Raw genomic sequence first — 16,834 nt, 5'->3', positions numbered from 1 at the left:
CATAAAAGTTAAAAGGGTGTATTAAGTTAATATATATACAAATCTTATTATTGATAAAATTAATAATTAAGGAGTATTTTATATACTTAATATAATGATATGAGTTTAAGAGATATATTTTAAATTAAATGTAATTAATTATTTTGTATAAAGTTAATCAAAGGATATTAAAAAAGAGCGTAATTAATTACGCTCTTTTTTGTATTTAAATTGTTTCAATAGTCAAGTTTATTCAGTAATGCACTTATGCTTTACAACAAGTACATAGGCTACAGCAAGTACATGAGTTACAGTTACAGCATTTATCTGATTTTTTATTGTTGTTATTAATTGTTAAATTTTTTAGTTTCATATTTTTTCTCCTGTATATTTACTTTTTAAGAGATAAGCTATAATTGTGAAACTTAAAACATAAGAAATGTTTTATCACTGGCAGTTAGTAGTTTAGTTGTTAACTGTATATTGCTTAACCTCTATAAAAATAATTATATAACATTTTACTAGTGTTTTGTCAAGAATTTTTATTATTTTTAATTTATTAAGTTCTTTAATTCAATTAATTCTTCTTATTTTTCTGCGACTTCTATAAAACTTCTAGCAGAAGCTCTCTTTGATAAATAAGTTCTTCTGTATCTATATGTTAACGTTCCATTTTATTTGCTCTTTTTTGAGTTTATGATAAGACCATTATAAGAGCCTCTGTTAGCAATGTTTTTGCAATTTTCAAATTTAAAAAACAATTTAATGTTTTTGATGAGGCTTGAAGGTTTTTTAAAATGATTTTGGTAAATTAAAATACTTTATGATATAATTATTAGGAATTGGAGGTAGCTATGTTTAAAGCATTGTATAGAAAATATAGACCCAAAAATTTTGATGATGTAGTAGGTCAAAATCATGTAATATCAGTACTTAAAAATGCTATAAAAATGGATAAGATAGCTCATGCTTATATTTTTTATGGACCTAGAGGGACGGGAAAGACATCTATAGCTAAAATTTTTGCAAATGAAGTTAATAAAAATGAAAATTATCAAAGTGATAGTGTTGATATTATAGAGATTGATGCAGCCAGTAATAATGGAGTAGATGAGATAAGGGATATAAAGGAAGCTATAAAATTTGCTCCAACAGAAGGTAAGTATAAAATATATATCATAGATGAGGTACATATGCTTACTATTTCTGCTTTTAATGCTTTGTTAAAAACATTAGAAGAGCCACCATCCCATATTATTTTTATTTTAGCTACGACAGAAATGCATAAGATACCAGCAACTATTCTTTCAAGGTGTCAGAAGTTTGAATTTAAAAATATTAGTAATGCAGAGCTGGTTGAGAGATTGAAGTATGTTGCTGAAAAAGAAGAAATTGATATAGATGATCAAGCTTTAAAAAAAATTGCTTTAATTGCTAAAGGTGGTCTAAGGGATGCAATTGGTATTCTTGATCAAGTATCTAATTATAATATGGGTAAGGTAAAGTTAGAAGACGTACTAGATATCAGCTCAGCTGTAGGGGATGAAGAGATTATTTCCTTATATAAATTGATACTTGAAGGAAATTCTAGCGGAGCCTTAGTCAAGTACACTGAATTTATAGAAAAGGCTAAGGACACAAAGTTATTATTGAATGATCTTATAAACCTCTCTAGAGATATGATAATTTATAAAAATACAAGAGTAGTAGAGTTTTGTGAGTATGATTTAGAAGGATTAAGAGAAATAATTGAAAAAATTCCATCAGAAAAATTATATAAAAATATAGAATATTTAGCTGAAGCAGAAGTTAATATAAGATTTTCAACAGAGTATGTATCTTATATGCAAATCTGCTTGATAAAAATGGCAGATAGCTGGATGGGCAAGGAAGTGGAGAGATCATTAGTTGATAAATTAGAAGAAAGAATAACTATGTTAGAAGAAAGAATTAGGAATTTTTCTACTAATAAAATTAATGAGCCAATGCCAACTCAGCTAAAAGTAGATATTGAAAAAGAAGAGAAGATGGATTCAACGCTTCAGAATAATATTAAGAAGATTGAAAGAAAAGAAATCTTATCAAGTTCAGCTAGTCTTGAAGTTCAAACAAAAGTTAAAAATATTGAACTTGAGAAAATAATAATTCCTAATAAAGAAAAGATAAAGGAAGTTATTTCTCAAAGTAGTGATAAATTTACTTCTTATGCTGCCAATGTTTTTTCAAGAATTATGCAGGAGTCAATTTCTAGCCATAGTGAAATATATGAGTTATTTCAAGATGCAAATCTTAAATATTCATCCAAGAAAGCAGCAGTACTTATTTTTAAAAATCCACAGGATTTATTTAGACTTGAATCTAATGATTCCTATAAAGAATTTATCGAAATTAGATTTCAGAAATTATTAGGAGTTAGTTATAAGTATCGTGTTTTTGCTTTACAAGAAGAACAATATCAAGCACTTCAAAAACTTATTACAAGTGAGAATGTAAGTTTAGAAAAAAAACTTGATAATGAAAAAAAAAGGGAAGATAAGAAAGTCAGCAAGATTGAAGCTTTATTTCAGGATATAATTGTCGAGGAATAGTCTACTATCATTGACAACATGTAGTATTTTAAATAAAATTATAATAGATTAGAAATAAATTAAAATTCGGAGGAAATTAATATGCGTGGAATGGGAAATATGCAAGCAATGATGCGTAAAATGCAAAAAATGCAAAAGGATATGATGGATGCACAGGAAGGATTAAAAGACCAAACTGTAGAAGCAAGTGTTTCTGGTGGATTAGTGACAGTAGTGGCTAATGGAGATGGAAAAATTTTAGATATCAAAATTAAGGAAGAGTTAGTTGATCCAGAAGATATTGATATGTTGCAAGATGTTGTTTTAACAGCAGTAAATGAAGCCTTAGAAAAATCAACTAAGTTAAAGGAAGAAACATTAGGGAAATTCACTAACGGGCTTAATATACCGGGATTATAATGTATGCAATATCCAAAACCAATACTAGACTTAATTAGTTCTTATATGAAATTGCCTGGAATTGGGAAAAAAACGGCGGTAAGAATGGCTTTTCATACATTAACTATGAAAGACAAAGATATAGAAGAATTTTCAAAAGCTTTAGCAAATCTGAAAAAAGATTTGTGTCCTTGTTCAATTTGTCATCGTATAAATGAACATGAAGTTTGTAATATTTGTTCGGATAAGGATAGAAATGAGTCTATCATTTGTGTCGTTGAATCAGATCAAGATCTAATGGCTATGGAAAATACAGAACAATTTTTTGGTCATTACCATGTGTTAGGTGGTGTTATTTCTCCTATGAATGGTATTGGACCAAATGATATTAATCTTAGATCCCTATTAGAAAGAGCGAAAGATCCAAAAGTAAAAGAAATAATTTTAGCGACAAATTCAACTCCGGAAGGAGAAGGAACCGCTAGTTTTATTTTAAGAATTCTACAAAATACTGATATAAAAGTAACTAGAATAGCACAGGGCATTTCATTTGGTTCGGATTTAGAATTTGTAGATGAAATGACTCTAGCTAGAGCTTTATCAGCAAGAGTAGAATTATGAAGATTTAAAATTTAGGAGAAAATTATGTCACAATTATCAATTAATGCAATAAAAGTTTTAGGTGTTGATGCAATTAACAAATCTAAATCAGGGCATCCAGGAATTGTTATGGGTGCTGCCCCCATGGCTTATACTTTATTTAATCAACATATCAATGTAAATCCAAAAGATCCAAATTGGATTAACAGAGATAGATTTGTATTGTCAGCAGGGCATGGATCTATGTTACAGTATGCATTATTACATTTAGCAGGTTATGAAGATGTATCAATGGAAGAAATTAAAAATTTTCGTCAATGGGCTTCTAAAACACCAGGACATCCAGAGTTTGGACATACTAAAGGTGTAGATGCAACAACTGGTCCCTTGGGACAAGGGATTTCTACAGCAGTAGGTATGGCTCTTGCAGAAAGATATTTAGCAGCAAAATACAATAAAGAATCTTATAACTTATTTGATCATTACACTTATGTAATATGTGGAGATGGAGATATTATGGAAGGTGTTTCAGCTGAAACGGCTTCATTTGCAGGATTACAAAAGTTAGAGAAGTTAGTAGTTTTATACGATTCAAATGATATTTGTTTAGATGGGGAAACTAAAGATGCATTTTCAGAAAATGTAAGAAAGAGATATGAATCTTACGGATGGAACACTATCTTTGTAAAAGAGGGACATAATATTGATAAAATTTCTGCAGCAATTGAAGAAGCTAAAAGATCCGACAAGCCTACATTAATCGAAATTAAAACTATAATTGGAGATGGTTCGCCTAATAAGGCAGGAAGTAATGGAGTACATGGTGCACCGCTAGGTGAAGAAGAAACAAAATTATTCAAACAATCAATTTCTTGGGAGTATGATCCATTTAAAATCCCAACAGAAGTCTATGAAGATTTTAAATCGGGGCTTGTGTCACGAGGAGTGAAAGCATATAAATCTTGGTCAGAGTTATTTGAATCATATGCTAAAGAATATCCTGTAGAATTTAAAGAATTAGAAGCTGTTTTATCAAGAATTGATATTAATTCACTGACAGAAGAAAGTTTTGATTTTAAAGATGCTGGAGAAGAACAAGCAACCAGAAATTCATCTCAAGATGCATTAAATTCAATAGCTAAAGTATTACCAACATTTTTTGGAGGATCAGCTGACTTATCTCATTCAAATATGACATTTATTAAAGGAGATAGTTTACAAGATTCAAATAATAGAACTGAGAGAAACATTCAATTTGGAGTTCGTGAGTTCGGTATGGCGGCAATATTAAACGGTATGGCACTTCACAAAGGAGTGAGAGTATTTGGAGGTACATTCTTTGTATTTTCAGATTACCTAAAAGCAGGATTAAGATTGTCAGCATTACAAAATTTACCGGTAACATACGTGTTTACTCATGATTCAATCGCAGTCGGGGAAGATGGACCAACTCACGAGCCAATCGAGCATTTATCGGCTTTGAGAACAATACCAAATTCATATACATTTAGACCAGCGGATGCTACTGAAACACAAGCTGCTTGGTACTTATCACAAAAAATTAATGATAAACCATCATCAATAGTGCTAACACGTCAAAATTTACCAGTTTTAAAAAATTCATCGTTTGAAAATGTTGCTAAAGGTGCTTATGTTGTTCATGAAACGTCAGAAGACTTTGATACAATTTTAATAGCTACAGGTTCAGAGGTATCTTTAGCAATAAATGTAGCTAAGGAATTAGAAAAAGATGGAGCAAAACTACGTGTGGTATCTATGCCATCTACAGAATTATTTGATGAGCAGTCTCTTGAATACAAAGAATTAATTTTACCTAATTTAGTTCGTCGTCGTGTAGCTATTGAAATGGGATCGACAGCTTTATGGTACAAATATGTAGGACTAGATGGATTAGTAATTGGAATCGATACATTTGGTGCTTCAGCACCAGCTTCTAAAGTAATAGATGAATTTGGCTTCACTGTAGATAAAGTAGTTGCTAAAATTAAATCATTTTAATAGGTGGATAACATGTATTATAGACATGGAGATATAATAAAAGCAAAAGTCACTGCTATAAAGCATTATGGTGCTTTTATTCAAACTAAAGATTTAACTCAAGGCTTGATTCATATTTCTGAAATTGATAATAGTTTTATTGTTGATATTAATTATCATTTAAAGGTGGGCGAAATTATCGAGGTTAAAGTTTTATCTTATCGTGATGGAAAAATTAATGCATCGCTGAATTTCAATAAAAGTAAGAAAAAATTGGCAGATAATGAAAGAAAAATTGATAATAGTTATTTTAAATATGGTTTTGCTACTTTAAAAGAGAATTTATCAATTTGGCAGAAAAAAGCAGAATTTGAATTAAGAAATAATAAGCAATAGTGCAATAAATAGGTACTTTATAATAAATGAAGAAGTACCTATTTATTATAAAAAGTGAATTTTAGTTTTTTATAGATAAATCATTTTAAAAAATTTTCAAAAAACACTTGCAATTGTCAGAAATCTAGGGTATAATTAAAACATCAAATTATTAATCAGGAGGATAAAGAATATGTCATTCATAGTAAATACTTATTATTATAGCTCTTCATAGATCTTGTTTGTAATACTAGAGCATTAGTGCGTAGGTACAAACCTGATCTTATTTGTGTTTGTATCTATGGAGCTATAATAATTTGTATAATTGGCTACATAGATGAAAGATAATCTAGGTGGCTTATAGTATGAATTATATATTCTTATACTTGTACTTTATTATAAAGGTAGGTCATCTAGATAATATCTAGGTGACCTGTTTATATTTAATAAGATGTAAGGAAGAGGGGGATTGGGAAGAAAATTTTAAAATATAATCTTGCTTATGACGGCAAGTCTAGCAGCATTATCAATACTGATAGTAAATCCAATTACTACTGTAGTAAAGGGAGAAAAGTTTAAGATTTATTAGTAGAAAAATCAAACAGTATAAGTATTGAAATAAATGAAGATATGGTTAAAAGTAACTTTAGGCTTATCGTCAGAAGAAGTAAAAAGGACGTTAGAAATAAAATAATAAAATAAATTAATAATATATAATAAGGAGAATTTAAAATGAAAAAGCAAATCAAAAATATTATGGCAGTAGCAACTGTATTAGGAGCATTAACAGCAGGTTTTACTAATGCAGCAAGTGCAAATGATGAGAAAAAAGTTGGAGTTATTCAATTTGCGGAGCATGCGGCTTTAGATGCTTCAAGAGAGGGATTCTTAGAGGGATTAAAAGAATCAGGATTTAGTGAGGATAAACTAAAAATAAGAGTACAAAACTCACAAGGAGATCAAGCTAATTTACAAACTATGGTATCTACAATGAAAGGGGAGAATGATATCAATTTTGCAATTGCAACACCAGCTGCACAAGCATTGCTAGGTACAGGAGATGAAACACCAGCTGTATTTACAGCGGTAACAGATCCAATAGCAGCAGGATTAACAGATAGTTTAGAAAAGCCAACATCAAATATGACAGGGTCGATTGATGCCCTTGATGTAGAGAAACAAATAGCAGTATTTATGAAGGCAGTACCTAATGCTAAAAAAATAGGAATATTTTACAATGCAAATGAAGTAAACTCAGAAACTCAAGCTAAGACAGCTAAAAAGACGTTAGAAGAAAAGGGAATTGAGGTAGTAGAAAAAACAGTAGTAACAACAAACGATGTGGAGCAAGCGGTATCAGCCTTAGCAGGACAAGTAGATGCCCTATACTTCCCAACAGATAATACAGTAGCATCAACAATTTCAACAATTGGAGAAGTACTAAAAAAAGCTAAAAAACCTGCAATGGGTAGTGATGAAGCGGTACTAGATGGAGTATTATTAACATTTGGAGTAGACTACAAAGAATTAGGAAAACAATCAGGTGTCTTAGCAGGAAAAATCCTAAAAGGTGAAAAAGTAGAAAACTTACCAGTAGAAAATCCAGCAAAAGCATCAGTAAAAGTTAATAAAGAAATGGCAGAGTCAATCGGCCTATCTTCTGAAACTATTAAAAAAGAAACACAAGAGTAATTTAGGAGATATAATAAACAAATGGATTTAATATTATCGGGATTTTCTCAAGGTCTCCTATGGTCATTAATGGCCATAGGAGTATATATAACATTTAGAATTTTACATATAGCAGATTTAACTGTAGAAGGTTCATATCCTTTAGGAGCTGCAGTAGCAGCAATGGCATTAGTTAATGGAGTAAATCCATTAATAGCAACACTTATGGCAACTGTAGCAGGAGCACTAGCAGGAATGATAAGTGGAATTTTACATACTAAATTAAAAATACAAGCTCTATTAGCAGGGATTGTAACTTTAACGGCTTTATATTCAATTAATTTAAAAATCATGGGGAAAGCTAACATAAGTTTGTTGAAAAAAACAACATTGGTCACTATGTTACAAGATTGGGGTCTAAGTAAAGAAATTTCTGTACTTGTCATAGGATTGGTATTTTTAATCGTAGTTATATTAGTATTGACAGTGTTTTTCAAGACACAGGTTGGATTAGCATTAAGAGCAAGTGGTGATAATAATAGCATGGCAGAAGCTAATGGAATTAATGTTGATTTTATGAAAATCTTAGGTTACATGATTTCCAATTCACTAGTAGCCTTAAGTGGTGCTTTATTAGCACAAAATAATGGATATGCAGATTTAAACTCTGGGGTAGGTACTATAGTAATTGCTCTAGCATCTATTATGATAGGAGAAGCAATCTTAAGGAATGTTTCTCTTCCGATAAGGTTTACATCTGTTGTATTTGGATCTGTTGTTTACCGTATGATTATACTAAGTATTTTAACAACACCAGTTATAGATGCGGACTTAGTTAGGCTGTTTTCAGCTATCTTGTTAGCGCTGATTTTATCACTACCAGAATTGAAGAAAAAATTTAATTAAGGAGAATTTATGACAGCATTATTATCGTTGAAGTCTATTCATAAGACATTTCAAAAAAAGACAGTTAATGAAAATCATGTTTTAAAAGGGCTATCGCTTGATATTGATAAGGGAGACTTTATTACAGTTATCGGAGGGAACGGTGCTGGGAAATCTACTCTTATGAATTGTATAGCAGGGAATTTAGTAATTGATGAAGGTGATATTTTATTAGAAGGAAAATCAATAAAAGATACAGTAGTTAAACAAAGATCAGCAGCAATTAGCCGAGTCTTTCAAGATCCAAAGATGGGAACAGCAGAACGACTAACTATTGAAGAAAATATGGCTATTGCACAAAGAAGAGGAAAGAAACTTAACTTATTATGGGGTGTTAAAGACTCTGATAGACTTATATTTAAAGAAAGTTTAGCGGAATTAGATATGGGATTAGAAAATAGGTTAGATGTAGATACCCAGTTTCTATCTGGTGGACAAAGACAGGCTTTAGCTTTGGTGATGGCAACTATGACAAAGCCTAAGCTATTACTTCTAGATGAACATACAGCAGCCTTAGATCCTAAGATTTCTAATCAAGTTATGGAACTTACTGAAAAATTGGTAAACAAACATCACCTAACATCACTTATGATTACACATAATATGGAGCATGCAATTAAATACGGAAACAGACTTGTGATGCTAGATAAAGGAAAGATTGTTGTAGATCTTTCTGGAGAAGAGAAAGATTCATTAACAGTAGCAAAATTAATAGAATTATTTAAGAAAAATACAGATGGAAATCTAAATGACTCTCAAATTCTAGGATAGTATATTAAGAGTTTTTCGAATGATAAGTTTCTTATTATAATAATTTTCTAGATTGATTTTATTAGTTGAAGAATTACATAATAAAATCTAGCATATAAATTGACAAAATATTTGACAAAATTTTATAACATGTTTATAATAAGGGTATATATAGAATTTAGGAATATTAACTATAATATTTTCTATTTAGAGAGGGTTTGTCGCTGAAAATAACCTAGGAGATTTAGTTAATTGCTACCTTAATCATGGTTCTAGGGCAGAGTTAGTCCTTATCAACTACTAGAGGAATAATTTATAATTATTTGAATTAAGGTGGTACCACGTAGAATATAGACGTCCTTGTATGAGAGAAATCTTATACAAGGACTTTTTGTTTGCTAAATTTTATAAAATTAATATTTAAGGAGAAAAAATGAAACAATTAACATCAGCACAAGTAAGAAGAATGTTCCTTGATTTCTTTAAAGAAAAAGAACATATGGTTGAACCAGGAGCTTCTTTAGTTCCTAACAATGATCCATCATTATTATGGATTAATTCTGGGGTTGCAGCTCTAAAAAAATATTTTGATGGACGTGAAATTCCAGAAAAACCAAGAATTACAAATTCACAAAAATCAATTAGAACTAATGATATTGAAAATGTAGGTAAGACAGCAAGACACCATACTTTTTTCGAAATGTTAGGAAACTTCTCTATTGGAGACTATTTTAAAGAAGAGGCAGTTGAATGGGCATGGGAATTTTTAACTTCTGAAAAATGGTTAGGACTAGATAAAGATAAGATGTATGTAACTATCCATCCAGAGGACTCGGAAGCATATAAGATTTGGACAGAGCGTGTTGGTTTAGCACCAGAAAGAATTACTCGTATTGAAGGAAACTTTTGGGATATTGGAGAAGGACCATCAGGGCCTAACACAGAAATTTTTTATGATAGAGGACCGGAATCAGATACAGAATCACCAGATTGTGAGATGTACCCAGGAGGGGAGAATGGACGTTATTTAGAAGTTTGGAACGTAGTATTTTCTCAATACAACCACAATCCGGATGGGACTTATACAGAACTTCCAGCTAAAAATATTGATACAGGTATGGGTCTTGAACGTATAGTGTCTGTAATGCAAGATGTGCCAACTAATTTCGATACAGATTTATTCATTCCAATTATTAGAAAAATTGAAGAAATTTCTGGGAAAAAGTATCTTGAAAATGAAGATTGTGATGTGGCCTTCAAGGTAATTGCTGACCATATTAGAACAGTGGTCTTTGCTGTATCAGATGGAGCTTTGCCGTCAAATGAAGGACGCGGATATATCTTACGTCGTTTAATTCGCCGTGCAATTAGATTTTCTAAGTACTTGGACTTAAATTCAGCATTTATGTATAAATTGACACCAGTAGTAGCGGAAATCATGTATGATTATTATCCAGAAGTTACTAAATCAGTGGAGTTCGTCTCAGATGTAATTTTGAAAGAAGAGGAAAGATTCCATGAAACACTTCAAGAAGGAGAGTTAATTCTTAATTCAATTGTAGAAGAAGTTAAGAATACTACAAGAGTTATTCCAGGAGAGGCGGCATTTAAGTTATATGATACATTTGGATTCCCAATTGAATTAACAGAAGAATATGCAGAAGAGTTGGGATTAAAAGTTGATATTGATGGATTTAATGTAGAAATGGAGAAACAAAAAGAACGTGCTCGTTCATCACGTCAAGATGATGCTTCAATGCAAGTTCAGTCGGATTTATATTCTAAGATTGATGGAAATTCTGAATTTGTTGGTTACACTGAGTATACTACAAATTCTAAGCTTATAGCAATTATAAATAATGAAGATGAAGTTGTGTCTTCTTATTCAGGAGACGAGGTTGTTAAGCTTATTTTTGATACAACTCCATTCTATGCAGAAAGTGGAGGTCAAGTCGCTGATAGAGGTACTATTACGGCAGAAGGTTTTAAAGCTAGAGTATTTGATGTTAAGAAGTTACCAGACAAACGTCATATTCATTTTGTAAAAGTTGAAGAAGGTATTTTATCTGTATCAAATGAATACAGCTTAGCAATAGATCTAGAGTATAGATTAGATTTAAATAAAAATCATACAGCAACTCACTTATTAAATGAAGTATTACGTGATGTTGTAGGATCTCATATTAAGCAAGCTGGATCATTAGTAACTGATGAAAAATTACGTTTTGATATTAGCCATTTCACAGCATTAACTGAAGAAGAAATTGCTGAAGTTGAAAAACAAGTAAATGAAAAAATATGGCAAGAATTAGCAATAGAAATTAAAGAAATGCCAATAGATCAAGCAAGAGCAATGGGAGCTCAAGCCTTGTTCGGTGAAAAATATGGAGATGTTGTACGTGTTGTAAATATCGGGGACTACTCTATTGAATTATGTGGTGGAACTCATGTAACTAACTCATCAGAAATTGGGATTGTTAAGATTGTTTCGGAATCAGGTGTAGCTGCTGGAGTAAGACGTATTGAAGCTATTACAGGAAAAGCTGTTTACCAATACCTACAAAAACAAGAGACAACTTTAGCGGAAATATGTAAGTTAACTAAAGCTAAAGAAGATACAGTTGTTGAGAAAGTAAAAGGATTACAAGAAGAAGTTAAGAAATTAACAAAAGAAAAAGAAAGTCTTCAAGCTAAAATTGCTAATGCAGAAATTAATAGTTTACTAGCTTCAGTTAAAGAAATTAATGGTGTTAAAGTATTAACAAGTCTTGTTGAGTCTGATAATATGAATCATCTAAAACAAATTGTTGATAATGCTAAAGATAAATTAGAGAATTATGTAATTGCTTTTGCATCATTAAATGAAGATAAAGTAAACTTTGTAGTGGCAGTTGACAAGACTTTAACATCAACTTATCAAGCAGGAAAATTAGTAAACGTACTTGCTTCAACATGTGATGGAAAAGGTGGAGGTCGCCCAGATATGGCTCAGGCAGGAGCTAAAGATCAAAGTAAGATCCAAGAAGCATTTGAAAAGTTAGAAAAAGAAATATAATAATATCAGGAAACACAGTCAGTACTGGCTGTGTTTTTTGTAAAATATAAAGTCATATGTTAAAATTTAATAAAATATATGAATTAGACTATTACTTTTGTGATATTTTTAATAATTTATGTGCTTACTTAATAATAAAAAAGAACTCAAAATTTTGAGTTCTTTTATTTTTATTCTTCAACTTTTTCTACCCATCCGAATGGATCTTCAACTTTACCTAATTGAATTCCTGTTAATTGCTCGTAAACGTCTTTTGTAGATTGACCAGTTTCAAAATTGTTCACTACTACTTTTCTCTCACCGTCGAATAATTCTCCAACTGGTGAAACAACTGCAGCTGTTCCAGATCCAAAGATTTCTTCTAATTTTCCATTTTCAGCAGCTTCGTATAATTCAGCAATTGCTACTTTTCTTTCTTCAACACTTTCACCGTTGTGTTTTAATAATTGGATGATAGAATCACGAGTTATACCCGGTAAGATAGACCCATTTAATTCAGGTGTAAGGAATTTTCCATCTACTTTGAAGAAGATATTCATAGCACCAACTTCTTCTACATATTTTTGTTCAACTCCATCTAACCATAATGTTTGAGCGTAACCAAGTTTTGCAGCTTTTTGTTGTCCTAATAATGAACCAGCGTAGTTACCAGCTGCTTTAGCGAATCCTGTTCCACCACGCACGGCACGAACATATTCTTTTTCAACAAAAATTTTGTTAGGTTGTAGGCCATCTTTAAAGTATGCACCAGAAGGAGATAAAATAATTAAGAATTTAACTTTCTCTCCTGCCTTAACTCCAAGGTATTCATCAGCAGCAAACATAAAAGGTCTGATATATAGAGATGTACCATCTGCAGTAGGAATCCAGTCCTTATCTACTTTTAATAGTTCTTTTAATGCAGTTAAAGCAAATTCTTCATCTAATTGAGGTAATGCCATACGCTCAGCAGACTTATTTAGACGTTTAAAGTTTTCTTGTGGACGGAATAAAACAGCTTCTCCCTTAGCTATGTAGGCTTTCATTCCTTCAAAAACAGCCTGTCCATAGTGTAATGTAGCATTGGCTGGTGATAAAGAAAGTGGTGAATATTCTTCAATGCGAGGATTGTGCCATCCTTTTTCAGGTGTCCAGTCCATTTGGAACATATGATCGGAAAAAATTTGTCCGAAACCTAGAGCTGATTGATCAGGTTTTTCTTTTGGGTTTTTTGTTAGTTCTAATTTTATATCTTGTTTAGTTAATTTAGTCATAATAAGTAACTCCTTAAAATTTAATTGTTAAAAATATTATAATACGATATTAAGTAATATGCAAGGTATTTTTATAAAATTTTCAGAAAAATTTATTTAATTTCATAATTACAAATAATAAAAGATAGATTAATATCTTGCAAAGTGTATTTATGATAAAATATAGTAAGTATAAATTTAAGGAGATAGTGATATGAAACTTAAGCAAACTTTAGAAAATAAATTTTCATCTAGTTTAGAAAAAATTAAAGGATCACCTATAAGAGAATTTGATACCTACGCATCACAATTTGAAGGACTTATTAAACTAACCTTGGGAGAACCAGATTTTGATACAGCACAAATAATTAAAGATGCAGCTAATAAGGCTTTAGAAAATAATAGAACTCACTATGCATTAAATGCAGGAGTTTTAGAATTAAGACAAGCTGTTGCTGATTCAATGAAAGAAAAATACAATGTAGACTATGGAGCTGATGAAGTAATTGTTACTGTTGGAGCATCTGCAGCAATAGAACACACTATTTCTGCATTAACCAATCCAGGTGACACTATATTAGTAGTAACACCTTACTTTACATTATATGATGGATGTTCCTACTTGAATGGATGTAATGTTGGATATATTGATACATTAGAAAGTGGATTTAAATTAACTCCAGAATTATTTGAAGAACATTACGCTAAGTATGATAATGTAAAAGCACTTATAATTAATTATCCCAATAATCCAAGTGGTGTATCTTATAGTAGAGAGGAGTTGGAAGAATTAGCGGCAATTTTAAAAAAATATGATATTTTTGTTTTATCAGATGAAATTTATGCAGATATATCATATAACTTTAAGCATACTTCTTTAACAGAATTATTACCAGAACAAACTATTTTAATTACAGGCTTATCTAAATCGCATGCCATGACAGGATGGCGTGTAGGATTTGTTCTTGGACCCAAGCTAGCTATTCAAAAAATAGCTGTTTACCATATGTTTACAGTATCTGGAATTCCGACATTCATTCAAGATGCATCTTTAATAGCACTCACACACCCGAATTCAGTTGCTTATACCAACAAAATGATAAAAGTTTATACAGAACGTAGAAATTATTTAATACCAGAATTAAAATCTTTAGGTTTTGAAATAGATGCTATTGATGGTGCATTTTATGCATTTGCTCGAATTCCAGAAAAGTATAGAAAAAAAGGTACGATGGAATTTTGTAAATTTTTAGCAAGAGAGGCAAGAGTAGGGGTAATTCCTGGTAATGCATTTGGAAGTATTTATAAGGAATATATAAGGATAAGTTTTGCTGCTAGTATGGAAGATTTACAAGAGTCTATTAGAAGGATAAAGGAAATAATTTAAGTAAAAAATAAGTAAAATATAAAATTTAAATAAGTGAGTTTATTTTTCAGATAATAGTAATCAAATTGTAATGAAAAATTGGTCTTACATAGCTTTTAAATATTGTATTTATTAATTTTATTTGCTATACTTGCCTTGTATGTGTAAATATACATGTACTATTATATTTTCAGGAGGAAAAGTCATGTCAGAGATGTGGCAAAATATTTTATTTACTTTCTTTGGAGGGTTAGGATTATTCCTATTTAGTATGAAGTACTTAGGGGATGGTCTACAATTGATGGCGGGAGATAAGATGCGTAGTCTTTTAGATAAATATACATCAACTCCTTTGAAGGCAGTATTAGTAGGTACATTTGTTACAGTCCTTATTCAATCAAGTTCAGGTACTACTGTAATAGTAGTTTCACTTGTTGCAGCAGGTCTTTTAAAATTAAAACAAGCTATTGGGGTTGTGATGGGTGCTAATATTGGTACAACAATTACGTCTTTTATTATCGGTATTCCTGTTTCAGACTATGCTTTACCAGCAATTTTTGTTGGATCAATACTATTATTCTTTGTTAAGAAAAAATCTGTAAATAATTTGGGTAGAGTAATTTTCTCATTAGGAGGAATTTTCTATTCATTAAAACTTATGTCAAGTGCGATGAAGCCACTACAGAAAATGGACTGGTTTGTAGAATCGCTACATGGTTTAGATGGTAGCCCATTAATGGGGGTTTTAATTGGTGCAGCTTTAACTGTAATAGTTCAATCGTCGTCGGCAACAATCGCAGTTTTACAGAATATTTATGCGGATGGAGCAATTACATTAGTAGGAGCCTTACCAGTATTATTTGGGGATAATATAGGTACAACAATTACGGCTATTTTAGCAACCTTAGGATCAACGATAGCAGCTAAACGTGTAGCAGCTTCTCACGTAATGTTTAATGTAATTGGTACAATAATTTGTATGATTTTAATAGCGCCTTTTACAATGTATATTGAATATATGTCTGGATTGTTAGGATTAAATCCTAAATTACAAATTGCTTGGGCTCATGGTTCATTCAATATATTTAACACAATAATTCAGTTCCCATTCATTTGGTTGTTAGCTTCTATTGTTACTAAGATTATTCCAGGAGAAGATGAGGTTATTAAACATAGAACAAGTTTAGAACCAGCACTTATTACTTCTGCACCAGCAGTAGCATTAGGACAAGTAAGAAGAGAGGTAATCTCAATGACAGCATTATCTAAAAAATCATTAGCTAATGCAACTTCTTATTTAATAACAAAAGAACCAAATCTTCAAGAAAAAGGGCACACTTATGAAGATGCTATAAATAATATTGATGTTGAGATCACGGAATACTTGACTAAATTATTTAGAGAAAAATTAAGTGAAAAAGAAGGGATAGAGGCATCGACTTATCTAGATATAACAAGAGATATTGAAAGAGTTGGTGACCACGCTCGTGATATATTAGCAGAAGTTGATTATCAAATTAAAAAAGGTGTAGAGTTTTCGGAAGCAGCTAAGAATGATGTTAAAATTATTAATTCAGAAACGCAGAAGATGATTGACTTAACAATCAAAGCTCTAGAAGAAGATGATAACATTATTGCAAGTGAAGCAATGGCTATATGTGATAAAGTAGCATCACTTAAAAACTCTGCAAGAAAATCTCATACACAGCGTATGAAAGATGGTTTATGTGATATTAAAGCTGGAGTATTATACCTTGATTTATTAGCTCACTACATGAGAATATGTGAACACATGAGAAATGTATTAGAGAAAAAACTAACAGGTCAAATGTAATATGAAGGAATATAAATATTTTATATTAATAATTGGACTAATAATCATGTTTATAATTTTGTT

Annotated in this window: 12 protein-coding genes; 11 read left to right on the top strand and 1 reads right to left on the bottom strand. The window is 30.9% G+C overall.

Features of this window, described 5'->3' with window-relative positions; translation table 11 throughout:
- Nucleotides 1–833: 833 nt before the first annotated feature.
- From dnaX to alaS, 9 genes are all read left to right on the top strand, one after another.
- A complete protein-coding gene (gene dnaX, locus HZY82_RS05445) occupies nucleotides 834–2,567 on the top strand; it encodes a DNA polymerase III subunit gamma/tau (protein WP_135156045.1) in 1,734 nt (577 codons plus the stop codon).
- 81 nt (nucleotides 2,568–2,648) lie between these two features.
- Nucleotides 2,649–2,966, top strand: coding sequence for a YbaB/EbfC family nucleoid-associated protein (locus tag HZY82_RS05440; RefSeq protein WP_135156046.1), 318 nt, complete (start codon nucleotides 2,649–2,651; stop codon nucleotides 2,964–2,966).
- A gap of 3 nt (nucleotides 2,967–2,969) precedes the next feature.
- The gene (gene recR, locus HZY82_RS05435; protein WP_135156047.1) at nucleotides 2,970–3,566 is read left to right on the top strand and encodes a recombination mediator RecR; all 597 of its coding nucleotides are present in this window, start codon (nucleotides 2,970–2,972) and stop codon (nucleotides 3,564–3,566) included.
- Nucleotides 3,567–3,590: 24 nt separating this feature from the next.
- Complete coding sequence (gene tkt, locus HZY82_RS05430) at nucleotides 3,591–5,564, top strand: transketolase (RefSeq protein WP_179938921.1); 1,974 nt, start codon at nucleotides 3,591–3,593, stop codon at nucleotides 5,562–5,564.
- 12 nt (nucleotides 5,565–5,576) lie between these two features.
- Nucleotides 5,577–5,939 (top strand): S1 RNA-binding domain-containing protein, encoded by a 363-nt coding sequence (locus HZY82_RS05425; RefSeq protein WP_179938919.1) that lies wholly within the window; start codon nucleotides 5,577–5,579, stop codon nucleotides 5,937–5,939.
- A 711-nt stretch (nucleotides 5,940–6,650) separates the two neighbouring features.
- The gene (locus HZY82_RS05420; protein WP_135156050.1) at nucleotides 6,651–7,610 is read left to right on the top strand and encodes an ABC transporter substrate-binding protein; all 960 of its coding nucleotides are present in this window, start codon (nucleotides 6,651–6,653) and stop codon (nucleotides 7,608–7,610) included.
- Nucleotides 7,611–7,631: 21 nt separating this feature from the next.
- A complete protein-coding gene (locus HZY82_RS05415) occupies nucleotides 7,632–8,495 on the top strand; it encodes an ABC transporter permease (RefSeq protein WP_135156051.1) in 864 nt (287 codons plus the stop codon).
- 9 nt (nucleotides 8,496–8,504) lie between these two features.
- On the top strand, nucleotides 8,505–9,305 hold the full coding sequence (locus HZY82_RS05410) for an ABC transporter ATP-binding protein (RefSeq protein WP_135156052.1): 801 nt from the start codon (nucleotides 8,505–8,507) through the stop codon (nucleotides 9,303–9,305).
- A gap of 412 nt (nucleotides 9,306–9,717) precedes the next feature.
- Complete coding sequence (gene alaS, locus HZY82_RS05405; RefSeq protein ID WP_135156053.1) at nucleotides 9,718–12,339, top strand: alanine--tRNA ligase; 2,622 nt, start codon at nucleotides 9,718–9,720, stop codon at nucleotides 12,337–12,339.
- Nucleotides 12,340–12,509: 170 nt separating this feature from the next.
- Here the strand turns inward: alaS and HZY82_RS05400 are convergent, their stop codons facing one another.
- On the bottom strand, nucleotides 12,510–13,592 hold the full coding sequence (locus tag HZY82_RS05400; protein ID WP_135156054.1) for a branched-chain amino acid aminotransferase: 1,083 nt from the start codon (nucleotides 13,590–13,592) through the stop codon (nucleotides 12,510–12,512).
- 193 nt (nucleotides 13,593–13,785) lie between these two features.
- Here HZY82_RS05400 and HZY82_RS05395 point away from each other — a divergent pair, with 193 nt between their 5' ends.
- Together HZY82_RS05395 and HZY82_RS05390 are read left to right on the top strand one after the other, a co-directional pair.
- The gene (locus HZY82_RS05395) at nucleotides 13,786–14,958 is read left to right on the top strand and encodes a pyridoxal phosphate-dependent aminotransferase (protein ID WP_135156055.1); all 1,173 of its coding nucleotides are present in this window, start codon (nucleotides 13,786–13,788) and stop codon (nucleotides 14,956–14,958) included.
- 184 nt (nucleotides 14,959–15,142) lie between these two features.
- Nucleotides 15,143–16,771, top strand: coding sequence for a Na/Pi cotransporter family protein (locus HZY82_RS05390; RefSeq protein WP_135156056.1), 1,629 nt, complete (start codon nucleotides 15,143–15,145; stop codon nucleotides 16,769–16,771).
- Nucleotides 16,772–16,834: the final 63 nt, after the last annotated feature.

The sequence above is a fragment of the Gemella sp. GL1 genome, assembly GCF_013415365.1.
Lineage (GTDB): Bacteria > Bacillota > Bacilli > Staphylococcales > Gemellaceae > Gemelliphila.
The sequence above is the reverse complement of the archived record's forward strand: the minus strand, read 5'-3'. Positions and strand labels throughout refer to the sequence as shown.

Coding starts and splice junctions, on each gene's coding strand:
- HZY82_RS05410 (WP_135156052.1), top strand. CDS start 8,505: ATGACAGCATTATTATCGTTGAAGTCTATTCATAAGACATTTCAAAAA.
- HZY82_RS05420 (WP_135156050.1), top strand. CDS start 6,651: ATGAAAAAGCAAATCAAAAATATTATGGCAGTAGCAACTGTATTAGGA.
- recR (WP_135156047.1), top strand. CDS start 2,970: ATGCAATATCCAAAACCAATACTAGACTTAATTAGTTCTTATATGAAA.
- dnaX (WP_135156045.1), top strand. CDS start 834: ATGTTTAAAGCATTGTATAGAAAATATAGACCCAAAAATTTTGATGAT.
- HZY82_RS05390 (WP_135156056.1), top strand. CDS start 15,143: ATGTCAGAGATGTGGCAAAATATTTTATTTACTTTCTTTGGAGGGTTA.
- tkt (WP_179938921.1), top strand. CDS start 3,591: ATGTCACAATTATCAATTAATGCAATAAAAGTTTTAGGTGTTGATGCA.
- HZY82_RS05395 (WP_135156055.1), top strand. CDS start 13,786: ATGAAACTTAAGCAAACTTTAGAAAATAAATTTTCATCTAGTTTAGAA.
- HZY82_RS05425 (WP_179938919.1), top strand. CDS start 5,577: ATGTATTATAGACATGGAGATATAATAAAAGCAAAAGTCACTGCTATA.
- HZY82_RS05415 (WP_135156051.1), top strand. CDS start 7,632: ATGGATTTAATATTATCGGGATTTTCTCAAGGTCTCCTATGGTCATTA.
- alaS (WP_135156053.1), top strand. CDS start 9,718: ATGAAACAATTAACATCAGCACAAGTAAGAAGAATGTTCCTTGATTTC.
- HZY82_RS05440 (WP_135156046.1), top strand. CDS start 2,649: ATGCGTGGAATGGGAAATATGCAAGCAATGATGCGTAAAATGCAAAAA.
- HZY82_RS05400 (WP_135156054.1), bottom strand. CDS start 13,592: ATGACTAAATTAACTAAACAAGATATAAAATTAGAACTAACAAAAAAC.